This is a genomic window from Roseobacter sp. GAI101, assembly GCF_000156335.1.
In the GTDB taxonomy this organism is placed as follows: Bacteria; Pseudomonadota; Alphaproteobacteria; order Rhodobacterales; family Rhodobacteraceae; genus Sulfitobacter.
In genome coordinates this window covers 1,688,738-1,701,515 of the sequence record NZ_DS999213.1, presented here as the reverse complement: position 1 = coordinate 1,701,515, position 12,778 = coordinate 1,688,738, and the positions used below count along the sequence as shown (strand labels likewise).

13 protein-coding genes and 1 pseudogene are annotated in these 12,778 nt (G+C 57.1%); 8 read left to right on the top strand and 6 right to left on the bottom strand.

Annotation, left to right across the window (positions count from 1 at the left end):
* The 5 genes and pseudogenes from RGAI101_RS08005 to RGAI101_RS07985 form a co-directional block, all read left to right on the top strand.
* A partial coding sequence (locus RGAI101_RS08005; RefSeq protein WP_198133681.1) for a tripartite tricarboxylate transporter TctB family protein occupies positions 1-208 on the top strand: 208 nt, incomplete at its 5' end.
* A gap of 1 nt (position 209) precedes the next feature.
* A pseudogene (locus tag RGAI101_RS08000) lies at positions 210-1,729 on the top strand (tripartite tricarboxylate transporter permease).
* On the top strand, positions 1,713-3,302 hold the full coding sequence (locus tag RGAI101_RS07995) for a gamma-glutamyltransferase family protein (RefSeq protein ID WP_037227721.1): 1,590 nt from the start codon (positions 1,713-1,715) through the stop codon (positions 3,300-3,302). The pseudogene RGAI101_RS08000 and the gene RGAI101_RS07995 overlap by 17 nt, the downstream one beginning before the upstream one ends.
* Before the next feature lie 82 nt (positions 3,303-3,384).
* Entirely contained in the window at positions 3,385-4,338 is a 954-nt protein-coding gene (locus tag RGAI101_RS07990) for a bile acid:sodium symporter family protein (RefSeq protein WP_008225728.1), read from the top strand.
* Positions 4,339-4,705: 367 nt separating this feature from the next.
* On the top strand, positions 4,706-5,485 hold the full coding sequence (locus tag RGAI101_RS07985) for a potassium channel family protein (RefSeq protein ID WP_037229278.1): 780 nt from the start codon (positions 4,706-4,708) through the stop codon (positions 5,483-5,485).
* A 269-nt stretch (positions 5,486-5,754) separates the two neighbouring features.
* Here the strand turns inward: RGAI101_RS07985 and RGAI101_RS07980 are convergent, their stop codons facing one another.
* Positions 5,755-6,150 carry a hypothetical protein gene (locus RGAI101_RS07980; RefSeq protein WP_037227719.1) on the bottom strand — a complete coding sequence of 132 codons (396 nt, stop codon included), beginning with the start codon at positions 6,148-6,150 and terminating at the stop codon, positions 5,755-5,757.
* A 38-nt stretch (positions 6,151-6,188) separates the two neighbouring features.
* Positions 6,189-6,779, bottom strand: a complete 591-nt coding sequence (locus RGAI101_RS21235; protein ID WP_008224903.1) for a TetR/AcrR family transcriptional regulator — start codon at positions 6,777-6,779, stop codon at positions 6,189-6,191.
* 129 nt (positions 6,780-6,908) lie between these two features.
* Here RGAI101_RS21235 and RGAI101_RS07970 point away from each other — a divergent pair, with 129 nt between their 5' ends.
* The gene (locus tag RGAI101_RS07970) at positions 6,909-7,373 is read left to right on the top strand and encodes an MAPEG family protein (protein WP_008225439.1); all 465 of its coding nucleotides are present in this window, start codon (positions 6,909-6,911) and stop codon (positions 7,371-7,373) included.
* 354 nt (positions 7,374-7,727) lie between these two features.
* Here RGAI101_RS07970 and minE read toward each other — a convergent pair whose 3' ends face one another.
* The 4 genes from minE to RGAI101_RS07950 form a co-directional block, all read right to left on the bottom strand.
* Positions 7,728-8,042, bottom strand: a complete 315-nt coding sequence (minE, locus tag RGAI101_RS07965; protein ID WP_008227747.1) for a cell division topological specificity factor MinE — start codon at positions 8,040-8,042, stop codon at positions 7,728-7,730.
* Complete coding sequence (gene minD / locus RGAI101_RS07960; RefSeq protein WP_008226780.1) at positions 8,039-8,881, bottom strand: septum site-determining protein MinD; 843 nt, start codon at positions 8,879-8,881, stop codon at positions 8,039-8,041. Before minD ends, minE begins: the two co-directional genes overlap by 4 nt.
* A complete protein-coding gene (gene minC / locus RGAI101_RS07955) occupies positions 8,878-9,576 on the bottom strand; it encodes a septum site-determining protein MinC (protein WP_008225224.1) in 699 nt (232 codons plus the stop codon). The genes minD and minC overlap by 4 nt, the downstream gene beginning before the upstream one ends.
* Positions 9,577-10,154: 578 nt before the next feature.
* Entirely contained in the window at positions 10,155-10,856 is a 702-nt protein-coding gene (locus RGAI101_RS07950) for a prepilin peptidase (protein ID WP_083792030.1), read from the bottom strand.
* A gap of 29 nt (positions 10,857-10,885) precedes the next feature.
* Between RGAI101_RS07950 and RGAI101_RS07945 the strand changes: the two genes are divergently transcribed.
* Together RGAI101_RS07945 and RGAI101_RS07940 are read left to right on the top strand one after the other, a co-directional pair.
* Positions 10,886-12,496 carry a DUF4331 domain-containing protein gene (locus RGAI101_RS07945; protein ID WP_008229364.1) on the top strand — a complete coding sequence of 537 codons (1,611 nt, stop codon included), beginning with the start codon at positions 10,886-10,888 and terminating at the stop codon, positions 12,494-12,496.
* A gap of 24 nt (positions 12,497-12,520) precedes the next feature.
* Positions 12,521-12,736: a hypothetical protein gene (locus RGAI101_RS07940; protein ID WP_037227717.1), complete on the top strand. Its 216-nt coding sequence runs from the start codon at positions 12,521-12,523 to the stop codon at positions 12,734-12,736.
* The last annotated feature ends 42 nt before the right edge of the window (positions 12,737-12,778 follow it).

The window sequence follows — 12,778 nt, the reverse complement described above, 5'->3', positions numbered from 1 at the left end:
TGCTTTCTCTGCCTATTTGCTGGCGATCCCCGTCTTGGGGTTTTCGATCGCAAGCTTCATTTTTCTGTTCTGCTTGCAGCTGATCCTGATGCCGCGCAGCGCTAAATCAATCCTTTTGGCGCTGGTCATTGCGGCAGTATTTTCCTTCGGGTTGAACTGGCTTTTCGCAGACGTCTTCACGGTCTTCCTGCCAAAAGGGGCGTTCTGACATGGCTGATTTTCTGAACGGAGCCGCGCAGGTGTTCACGCTCGCGACGCTCATTTACATGCTGGCCGGCTCCATCGCGGGCATTGTTGCTGCCGCGATCCCCGGATTCACTGTGACAATGGCCATTGTGCTGACGTTGCCGCTGACGTTCACCATGGACCCTTTGCAGGGGATTTCGGTGATGCTGTCGGTCTATGTGGGCGGCTACACGGGCGGGCTGATATCGGCCGCCTTGCTGGGCATTCCAGGCACGCCGTCCTCTGTGGCGACGACATTCGATGCGTTTCCGATGGCGCGAAAAGGTGAACCGGGGCGCGCATTGTCCCTTGGGGTGTGGGCGTCATTTTTCGGCACCGTCATCTCAACCATCGTTCTGATCTTCGCAGCGCCGCCTTTGGCATTGTTTGCGGTGCGCTTGGGCCCGTGGGAGTATTTTTCGCTGATCGTTTTCGCACTTACAATCGTGGCCAGCCTTGTGGGCGCGTCCGTGGTGCGGGGCATTCTGGCAGGGCTTATCGGCCTTGCGATTTCGACCGTAGGGCCAGACCCGATGATGGGCCGTCCGCGTTTCGATTTCGGCTTTGAAATGCTGCAAACAGGTTTGCCCTTCCTTGTGGTGCTGATCGGGATTTTCGCAATCTCGCAATTGGTGTCCGAGGTTGAGGACGCCAGCAATGTTCGGTCAGGCAACACACTTGTGACGGGCGCGATTGAATTTCACACGTGGGCCGTGATGAAAGAAGTCCTGATGCGGCCTGTCAATCTGGTTCGATCCTCTATCATTGGTGTGCTGATCGGTGCGTTGCCAGGGGCAGGCGGGTCGATCGCCAATCTTGTGGCCTATGACCGTGCAAAACGGGCGTCGAAGCATCCTGAAACCTTTGGCGAAGGCGAACCTGACGGTATTGTCGCCTCGGAGGCGGGCAATTCCGCAACGGCAGGCGGCGGCTTGATCCCGCTGATCGGGTTGGGGATTCCAGGCTCGGCTGTGGATGCGATCCTGATGGCGTCCTTGATGGTGCATGGCATTTCCGTCGGCCCGCGCCTGATCATCGACCACGCAGACCTGGTCTATGGGATGTTCATCGCCATGGTCGTCGCATCCTTCATGATGCTGGTGGTGGCGGTCTGTTCATGCGCTTGTTCCTGCGCGTCACAGAGGTGCCGAAATGGCTGATCGTTCCTGTTGTGATGACCTGCTGTGTGGTTGGCACATTCGCCCTCAATAACCGCGTGACAGATCTGTATCTGCTGATCTTCATCGGGATCGCGGGCTATGTGCTGCGCGCGCTTGGGTACTCTTTGGCACCGCTGGTTCTGGGCGTGATCCTTGGACCGATTGCAGAAACCAACCTGCGCCGCGCCTTGATGACAGATGAAGACATCACCTTGTTCTTTACCCGCCCGATCAGCTTGATCTTCTTGCTGGCGGCAATCCTCTCGGTGGGCTGGGCAATCCGCAGCCACCTTCAAAGCAATAAGAAAACGAATGAAAGGCCATCCGATGCACCTACGTCATGATGCCGCTTACCCGTCCCGCCGCTCGCCTGTTCTGGCGGAAAATGTGGTCGCCACGTCCCAACCCCTTGCCACTCAGGCGGGCCTTGCGATCCTGCAGTTGGGGGGCAATGCGGTCGACGCTGCAATCGCCACGGCGGCAGCACTGACGATTGTTGAACCCACGGGCTGCGGCCTTGGGTCGGATGCCTTTTGCATCCTGTGGGACGGTGAAAAGCTCCACGGGCTGAATGCGTCAGGCCGATCGCCCGCAGCATGGACGCCTGATCGTTTCGCAGGCGAAATGCCACAACACGGCTGGGATGCGGTCACTGTGCCCGGCATGGTCAGCGCGTGGGTCGAATTGTCCGAGAAATTCGGCAAACTCGATTTGGAAACCGTGCTGGCACCCGCAATCCGCTACGCGGAAGACGGGTTCATCGTGTCGCCTGTCGTTGGCGCGCTTTGGGAAAAAGGGGCTGCGACCCTTAAAGATCAGCCCGGATTTGCGGCGACATTCATGCCGGACGGCCGCGCGCCAAAAGCAGGCGAGCGGTTTCGCAACCCCGACGCCGCCAAGACGCTGCGCGCCATTGCCGCCACCAAGGGGCGCGCCTTTTACGAGGGCGAGATTGCCGAAACAATTGCCGCGTACGCTGCAGCCAACGGTGGCGCAATGACTGTGGCGGACCTTGCCGCGCACCACAACGATTGGTGCGGCACGATCAGCCAGACGTTTGACGATGTGGAACTTCACGAAATCCCGCCGAACGGGCAGGGGATCGCCGCGTTGATGGCGCTTGGTATGTTGGAACATACGGCCATTCGCGACTGCGGGCCTGATGACCTTCTGGCGGTGCATTTGCAGATCGAAGCGATCAAACTGGCCTACCGCGATCTGGATGCCTATGTCGCTGACCGCGACCACATGGGCGAGGTGGATGAAACCGCACTGCTGGACCCTGCATATCTGAAATCCCGCGCCGCTTTGATCGAAAGTGATCGGGCGCAAGATTTTGGCGCAGGCGCTCCGAAACTGGGTGGTACGGTGTTGATGAACGTCGGCGATGCATCGGGGATGATGGTCAGCTTTATCCAGTCCAACTATGCGGGCTTCGGGTCGGGTGTTGTGGTGCCGGGGACAGGTATTTCCATGCAAAACCGCGGGTTTGGTTTCACGACGGAGCAGGGCCACCCCAATCAGGTCGGCCCCAACAAGCGTCCGTTTCACACGATCATTCCGGGTTTTGCGATGAAGAATGGGAAACCCTTGATGGCCTTTGGCATGATGGGCGGACCAATTCAGGCACAGGGCCATGTGCAGCTGCTGTTGCGCACGCAACTGTGGGGCCAAGACCCGCAAACGGCCGCCGATGCCCCGCGTTGGCGCGCGATTGAAGGGCTGGATATCGCCTGTGAACCGACCATGTCAGCGGCTTTGCTGGAGGGGTTGGAGAGCTTGGGACACGCCGTACGAATTGAGGCCCCTGACAATGCGTTTGGCTTTGGCGGGGCGCAATTGGTGCAACGTTTTGACCATGGCGGCTATGCTGCCGGGTCCGATCCACGCAAGGACGGGCAGGCAGGCGGTTACTAGGCCGCAAGCGCCTCTATTCTCTACAGAAAACGCGATGCGGGGTTATAGCCCGCGTCGCGCCACTGCGCGACAGGACACAACGATGAAACGATTGAAACGCCTTGGGATTGACGCCTATATGCTGTTGCTTTTGGCGACGGTCTTGGCGGGAATTATTCTCCCTGCGCAAGGGGCCTCGGCCGATGTGTTGGGCCACGTTACGTATTGGGCCGTGTCGCTCTTGTTCTTTCTTTACGGTGCAAAGCTGGACCCGCGCGGCGTGCGTGACGGGTTTTTGAACTGGCGTCTTCAGGGGCTGACGTTCGGTGCCACTTTTGTGATATTCCCGATCTTCGGGCTGATCATCGCCGCTGTCGTTGCCCCCGTTCTAGGGGCGACATTGGCATTGGGACTATTGTTTCTGGCCGTGCTGCCTTCAACGGTGCAGTCGTCGATTGCGTTCACGTCCATCGCGCAGGGCAATGTGGCGGGGGCGATTTATGCGGCCTCTGTATCCAACCTTGTCGGTGTCTTCCTTACCCCCGCGCTGGTGGCGTTGCTGTTGCATGCAGACGGTGGCGGGGTGCGCATCGAGGCGATTGTCAAAATCGGGGTGCAAATCCTCCTGCCCTTCGTTGTGGGGCAAGTGCTGCGGCCGTTCGTCGGACGGCTGGTGCAGCGGCACAAGGTGATCACGCAAGTGGTCGATCGCGGCTCGATCCTGTTGATCGTCTATGCCGCGTTCAGCGCCAGCACCGTGGCGGGCCTGTGGGCGGATATTCCGCTGGCGACGCTGGTTATCCTTTTGTTTGTGATCGTAATATTTCTGGCTGTGGTCATGGGCGCGATGGTGTTGATCGGCAAGATAAGTAAGATGTCCTATCCGGACCGCACAGCCTTGTTCTACTGCGGCGCTACCAAAAGTCTCGCGAGCGGGTTGCCAATTGCCACGGCACTATTCGCAAGCGATCAGGTTGGTGCGATTGTTCTGCCGTTGATGATGTACCATATGCTGCAGCTGCTGGTGTCTGCATATCTGTCGCAAAAAGCCTTGTGAGAGGAGCTCCGTGCGGGGGGTATTGTCTGACTGACTATTCGAAATGAACGTGTGGGTGAATGAGCGTTTCACCAGTGCTGAGATCAAGGGCCAGCGTGACATCGTTCCTCATCGTGCGGTGCCACGCGCCTTTTGTTTTTCAAACGGCCAAGCATGATCTCAATCCGGTTGGGTCATTTGTCTGGGCGTTTGTCGTACTTGATGGCCTTTTGCGCGCGTTGCATCCGGGAAAGCAAGGAAATCACACGGTACCTACAAGGGGCTCGCGAAACCAATCCGTATCTTTTCCACGCGCACCATTTTGACAGGCAAGCATACTGCTGTTCCGCGCATGGTTTCTGGCGATGGCGTACTATATGATAAATTCATGAGAAAACTGCGCCAAACCATCAGGTTGCTCTACACCGGGCAAACACAGCTTGCCCGGCGATTCCGCTATGGTCTGATCGCTTTCGATGCGCTGACGATTATCTATTTCATTGCAACCGCGGCGCTGTCGAAGACACCGTTTATCGTCGCGCTGAATACCGCGCTCGGCGTTTTCATCCTCCTGGACCTCGCGGCACGGTTCTGGATATCCGAAAACCCGCGCCAAGAGCTTAGACGCATCTACACGCTTGCGGATCTGCTGGTTGTCGTGTCCCTGCTGCTTGCGCCCCTTGTCACCCAAAACCTCGCCTTCCTGCGCGTGCTGCGGGGGCTGCGCCTACTTCATGCCTACCACCTGCTGCGCGATCTAAGGCGCGAAAGCCTTTTCTTTCGCCGCCACGAGGATGCGATCCTCGCTGCGGTCAACCTGCTCGTCTTCATCTTCGTGACAACGTCGCTGGTCTTTGTGCTGGCCTTCGACGAAGGGGCTGGCATCGCCGGCTATATCGACGCGCTGTATTTCACGGTCGCGACGCTGACGACAACGGGCTTTGGCGACATCACCATGACGACGCCGGGGGGGAAGTTGTTATCGGTCTTCATCATGGTCGTGGGGGTTGCGCTTTTCGTGCAATTGGCGCGCGCCATCTTCCAGCCGTCCAAGATCAAGTACACGTGTCCGACATGTGGCCTGAACCGCCACGAACCGGATGCAATCCACTGCAAGCATTGCGGCGAATCTTTGAAAATCGAAACGGAGGGTGACACGGGGGCATAAGCGCGGCGGCAAATCCCGCTGATTGCCACCAGATTGCTTCGCCAAAAGATTTTGTCCGCGGGACCGGAGGGAAGAGCGGATAACTGCTTTTTGTGCTGCGCGAAGCCTGCCCGGGTCTATGTCACGGCTGTGCCGCCTGCCTTTTCGATAGCGGGATTATGCGACGCAATCTAGCGAGGCACCCGCCAACCTACAATCGGTCCGGCCCCACGGCTGTACGGGCAGTGATGGCTTCGGGGTGCCAGCCTTCCTTGTTGGTCGAATGCTGCCTAGCCGTCCTTGTGGACCACGGCATGCGTCCCGACACCATAGCGGGCAACCGTAAAGGCAAACAGCGCCATAGACACGACCGCGAGAAGTGACCCGACCTGCGCGACCACTTCTCCGCGTTCGGTAATTGCCATAGCGATCCCGGGTGCCAATACCACAGCGGCCGCCGTTGCTAACCAAAAGTGTACTTTGGCCAAGGCGCTGTTAGCCGCGCGCGGGGTTAAGGCATAGTAAGTGCCAAAGATGGCCATTGTGACAAACCCCACCAGATTGAGGTGACCGTGTGCGGGGGAAAGCATGTGGTCGTGGCTGGCGGACATCTGGATGCCCCAGATCATCCCGACAAGTGCGGCTAGTGCTGCCAGGGTAAAGAAGCGCGTTGGAATCGTTTTCATCTATGATCTCCTTTTGATGGTGTATGCTTATGCTAAATTCAGGCCCCCACAGCCGTTAGGCTGCCAATCAGTGCATCAATTAAATCAGTTTCGGTGTGCTTGATTGGATCTTCGACGGCCTCGGCCAGCCCAAATAAAAGAACGAGCCCAAGAACAGCAGAGTGGATTGCCACAGCTTTCTTCCGCGCAGCCCCGGCTTCGCCGGACAGGCGGTTGGCCAGCGCACTGTAAAGCCGGTTCGTGATCTGATGAACGCTATCACCGGGAACAACCTTGGGCCCGCTTTTGGACTTGCCGCCGATGGTCTGTGGCAAAAGGTACATCATGCGAAACCGGTTCAGGTCCTTAAGGTGGAAAACCGCTACGGCTCTGACAAACGTCGCGATAGCGTCATCGTTCTTCGTGGCTTCGGAAACAGCGGCTTCAGCCGCGTCTGCCTCGGCGGAAAGCCAAGGCAGGAACATCGCGTTCAATAGGGCATGTTTGTTCGGATACCAGTACAGGACCGCCTGTTTGGAGTGTCCAATCCGCCGCGCAACGGCACCAAACGAGACTGCATCAAGCCCATCCTTGGCGAGGATTTCCTGCGCTGCGGACAAGATTTTTACCTTCGTGTTTTCGTCTTGCATACGGACGATCCTTGACGACTTACCATCGGTAAGTTGAAAACATTGTAAGTGATCAGTAAATTGCTTTTTCTGGGTTTATATCACAAAATTGACCAAAAATATCGGCTTTCATCAGTAAAAGGAACGGCAATGGACCTTCTGAGCTTGGAAAACCCGGTTTTTGAAGTCTACGCGATTGCAGCCTCGATCATGGTGTTGAAAGTGATGCTGCAAGGCTGGATGACAGTGTACCGAATGCTAAAGGCAGGGTCCGGATGGGCAAGCCCCGAGGACTTGCGGCAAGGTCCGATCAACAAGAAGCCAGGTCCGGAACAGTTGGACGCAAACGACTATGTCGAACGATCGCGCCGTTTGCACCGCAACGATCTTGAGAACATTCCAGCGTTTCTGGCGGCAGGTTTGCTGTTCGTGATCATTGATCCGACCCTATGGATTGCACAGGTGCTGATGTATGGATTCGTACTAGCACGGGCCGCGCATTTCATCGTCTACGCCACAAAGGGATCCCACGAGCTGAGAGCGACGTTCTACACCATCGGATCATTAATTGTGATCTATATGGCGGTTCACGTATTATGGACTGTGATGCTTTAGCGCAGATCGTTTCCTGTCAACTGCCGGCCAGACCCGTGCTGAATATGCAGTTTGATCAAAAGTATAACGGGGGGCGTGCGGTCAGATACCGTGGTCGCCGTTATTGGTGATGGCAGCACCGTCCGGAGGACGGACGCCCGGCCGCTGCCACTGCGTCACAGAGCAGGGACATCAGCTGCCGGGACGCAGCACGCAGCAGAACCGCGTGACGTGCCCGGACATGCTGAGCGCGGCCTTGCCCAATGCAAAGGCACGACACCCCGCCAGCAGTCGAACCAAGCCTTTGCTGAAGGCTTGCAATCAGCCCCATGAGGGGCATGCCGCGCGAAGCGTCAACTGTGCCTGAAACCGGTTTCAACCCCGAGATTTCATTCTTCTGCCGGGGAGTGCGGACGCAATGGATTTTTCCGGACCTTCCGACGGAATCTCGATGTTGATTTCAAGGCTGGAAATGTCGTCGTTTCGCTCCATCCGGATATCAACGTCATCTTCCTTGATCTTGGTGTATTTGCGGATAACTGCAAGGATGTCGGCCTGAAGCATTGGCAGGTAATCCGGCCCGTCCGATCCATCGCGACGCTCATGGGCCAGCAGAATCTGCAGCCTGTCCTTTGCCGTCTGGGCCGACTTGGGGCGACGCGGTCTGAGTGAAAATCCGAACAGGCTCATGCTGACGCTCCAAAGAGACGGCTGAAAAAGCCCGGTCTCTTTTCGCCTTCCATGTGCATGTCGACATCTTCACCAAGCAGGCGCGCCACAGCAGTCTCATAACTTCTGCCCGCTGCAGAAGGTTCGTCGAGCACAACGGGCATCCCCACATTCGAAGCCCGCAAGATGGCCGGACTTTCGGGGATGACACCCAGAAGCGGGACCGCGAGAATTTCCAGAACATCCTCGATCGTCATCATTTCGCCGGCATCGATCCGGCGCTGGTCATGGCGGGTCAAAAGCACCTGTGCCTTGACCTCCGTCCCCTCGCTTTCGGCGCGCTTTGTCTTGCTTGCCAAAAGGCCCAGAACCCGGTCGCTGTCGCGCACGGATGAGACTTCGGGATTGGTCACGACAACAGCTTCGTCTGCAAAATACATCGCCAGTTGTGCGCCGCGCTCGATCCCGGCGGGGCTGTCACAGATGATGTAGTCGAACTGCTCTTTAAGCTCGTTCAGAACCTTCTCGACCCCTTCTTGGGTCAAGGCATCCTTGTCACGGGTCTGCGACGTGGGCAGGATCCAAAGCGTGTCCAGCCGTTTGTCCCGGATCAGCGCTTGCTTCAGGCGTGCCTCTCCCTGAATGACGTTGATGAAATCGAAAACCACGCGGCGCTCGCATCCCATGATCATGTCAAGATTGCGCAGGCCGACGTCGAAATCTATCACGACCGTCTTGTGCCCACGTTTCGCCAAGGCGGCGGCGATTGCCGCGGCCGATGTGGTTTTACCTACGCCGCCTTTGCCCGATGTGATGACGATCACTTTCCCAAGCGGCGCTTTGTCTTTCAGTTGTGTCATTCTACCCTCTCAATGCAGAGTGTTTCGTCTTCGAGGAAAACCTGAACGCTGCAACGCCGCAGGTCGGTATCAATCGTCTCGCTTGTCTTGAAAAGCCCCGCGACTGCCAGGAGCTCGGCTTCGAGCTGGCGGCAGAAAATTCTGGCGCTGGCATCGCCGTTCGCACCTGCCATCGCCCGGCCGCGCAGCGTCCCGTAAATGTGTATGTTGCCCGAGGCGACGACTTCGGCACCGGAGGCGACTGAACCGATCACCGTAAGATCACCCCGTTCGGCCACGATCATCTGGCCCGAACGGACATGCTTGGTGATGATCTTGTTTTCGACACGGGCAAGGCCCCGCGTCCGTGCCGGCGCGTCGCTGCGCACCTTGTGTGCAGGCGCGTCCCGACCGATCTGAACGGGAATAAGGCCAAAGGCTTCGGCTAACGCGCGTTGCTCTTCGTTGGCGTTCTGCACGCCGAAAAGCAAAAGCCCTTTTGATTTTATTGCCGTGATCACCTCCCGAAGAAGATCCCGGTCGACCAGGTTTGGCACCGGCTCCAGATCAAGCACGATGGGCGCTCCGACCAACAGATTGGATGCCGTCCTGATCTTGTCCTCGAGTGCCGCGAAAAAGCTTGCGTCCGGTTTGTCCACATCGATCCTGATCGCAAGCGCGGTCAGGAACCGACCGCGAACCTGAAAGGGATCCATGCGCACCGAACCACGTCGAGACCCGTATTCTGCATCACTATTCTCCACAAAAAAACTGCGCTCCTGCTCTTTTTTAGTGCGTGTAAACCCGCTTATTATTTTTGCTTCTAGGGATATCGCGGGTGAAAGCCACTCAAGTTTTGTGACTCGCACCGCCTTGCGGCAAACCTTCGCCGTCAATAGGCGAAGTTACTCCAATGGCAGAAGCCCGCGCATCTGCCGAGTAGATGGAATGGTCTTCCAACCCAGCCGAACCGTCGCACCGCTTTGGCTGAAAACGGCGGGGACGAAGCCGTTTACAAGAAGTGGTGCGGGCAGGGGGCACAGCACTGACCCAGACGCCTCCACGTTGGATACAGGACGAGAAAGCTCGCCTTTGATGTTGATGCCGCTGGACGGAATGACAGAACCGGGTGACCCAAGGGGGGGGGGGCGGGTTTGAAAGTCGATTTGATACTATTTGGGGAATGCCATCACGGGGCGTTTGCACAGTAGGTACACAGCACTGCAACCCAACTTCACGCGGGCGCATGGTTCGGAACTGTAATCAAACACATGAGTGCCACTTGGGTTGATATCTAAAGCCACCCAGACAAAAACAGTGCCCAGTGCAAGAAAAATGCCAGGGCGAGGGACGGACCAAAAGGAATGTTCGCGCTTGAATCACCGCCTCTGACCAAGGCAACGGCAATCCCCGTGATGGAGGAAATCAGGATCATGGATGGCAGCGCCTGCCATCCCATCCAGGCCCCGGCAGCCGCAAGCAGTTTTGAGTCACCAAGCCCGAGCGCATCTATTCCGCGTGCCCTGAAATAGGCAGCCCCGATGGCCCAAAAGACTGCAAATCCCGCGACGGTACCGATCACCTGATCAACGGGAACCGATCCGTCCCTCCACACCGCGAGCAGCAGCCCGCACATGATCAACGGCAACGTGCCTGCGTCAGGCAAGCGAAAGCTTTGCCAGTCCGTAACACTAAGCCAGATCAAAACGGCGACCAGCGGCGGCGTCGCAATGACATCAAGCTGTGTCGGGCGCGTTTGCGAAAGAATGAACAGAAGATAATCCAAAAAAGAACCTGTAAATAAGCCAAGACATGACAGTAACGAACCGGAAGCACTTGCACCTGATACTGCCCAGAAACCCTGTTTTGAAATTATTTTACAGTTCAGGGAACTTTTTGAAACTAACTTCCAGATCCCCGCGTGCCTTCGCTCGTATGTCGGGCTTAAAAACTTGCCGCTGGTTTTCAGGGAATGGTGGGTAAGCCTATTTTGCATATTCCAACGTTCCAAGTGGAGGAAGTTTAATGTCAATTAACAAGAAAAAGGCGTTTGTCAGCGCAGGGGCCGTAATCGCAACGGTCTGCGCCACGACAGCGTGGGCATCTTCGCATCGCGAAGCACCCGGTATCACGGCGATGCCAAAAGTGGATGCCACGGATTTTTATATGTTTCGAAGCTACGAAACAGGCAAAGAAGATACTGTAACGTTCATCGCAAACTATCAGCCTTTGCAGTCACCTTATGGCGGTCCCAATTATTTCACGATGGACAGCGACGCTGTGTATGAAATCCACGTGGACAATGACGGCGACGCGATGGAAGATATCACGTTCCAGTTCCAGTTCAAGAACACGCTCGCGAATGCAGGCAAGGGCATTGCGCTGAATGTCGGCGGTCAGGACATTGCGATCCCATTGCGTCAGGCCGGCACCATCGGGGCTGGCAACACCTCGGCACAAAACGAATTCGAAAGCTATACCGTCCGCAAGATCAATGGCGACCGCCGTTCCGGTTTTGCCGCAAGCGCGCTGCTGACGAACACAAGTGGCGGTGGCACGTCGTTCAACAAGCCGATTGATAACATCGGCAACAAAACCATCGCTGACTATGCAACATACGCTGATGGCTTTGTCAGCGCGGCTACGATCCCCGATTGCTCGGCACCGGGTCGCGTTTTTGTCGGTCAACGCGCAGAAGCGTTTGCGGTCAACCTTGGTGAGATCTTCGACCTTGTGAACCTCGTCCCTATTCAGGGTGCGGCGAACGCCATGTATCCTCAATATGACGTAGCATCGCCATTCGCCGGCGGGATTACCCAAGACCGCGCGAACGATGATCTGATTGACAAGTTCAACGTCACATCGCTGGCCATCGAAGTGCCTATTTCCTGTCTGACAGGGGACGGTAACGGCGTAATCGGTGCCTGGACCACTGCAAGTCTGCCGCAGGCACGGCTGCTGGATCCAAGCCCCACCTATGAAGGAACAGACAAAAACGGCGGGGCCTATGTGCAGGTTGCACGGTTGTCTGCGCCTTTGGTGAACGAGGTTGTCATCGGCTTGCCTGACAAGGATCTGTTCAACGCTGCCGAACCGACCCAAGATGGTGCGCTTGCGCCTTATGTCACCAATCCGACGTTGCCCGAACTTGTCGAACTGCTGTTCGGCGGTGTTGCCGGTCTGCCTTCAGAGCTTGCGCCAAACAACTTTCCGCGCAATGACCTTGTCGCGGCGTTCCTGACCGGTTTCCCCGGCTTCAACCAGCAGGCAACCGTTACAGGATCTGAAATGATGCGCCTGAACACCGGTGTGCCGGCAACGCCTCTTGCCAGTCAGAACGTCTTTGGTCTGGTTGCCGAAGATCTCGCCGGATTTCCAAATGGCCGTCGCCCGGCGGATGATACCGTCGACATCGCCCTGCGCGTTGTCATGGGGCGTTTGTGTCACCCCGTACCTCTTGGCCAAGAGCTGAGCGGCGATCCAACCGCTGCTGACGACGTCAATCTTGGGCTTTGTGCTCCGGCAGATGCACCCGTTGGAACTGCGGCGTTTACAGATGGCGCGCCAATCAAACCAACCGATCTTCGCGCGACGTTCCCGTATCTGAACACGCCGCTCGCCGGATCGCCAAACTAAGTGGAGGATCGTATGACACTCACGATGAGACAGACACTTACACCCAAGGGCAAGTTGATCGCGGGAGCCTCCGTGCTCTTGCTGGTGGCTGCTTGCGGGGGAGGCGCGCTTTCCGGGATCAACACCTTGGGCGCGGCCTTTGTGAAAGCATTCCAGACGAATGCAAACGGCAGCGCTTTGGCTGATCCTGCGACGGCAGGGTTGACCGTAAACCCGAATATCGATCCGTTTAACCCATAAGGGTCATGGGTTGCCATTCAGGCAAGCAACGACCGGGGGCGC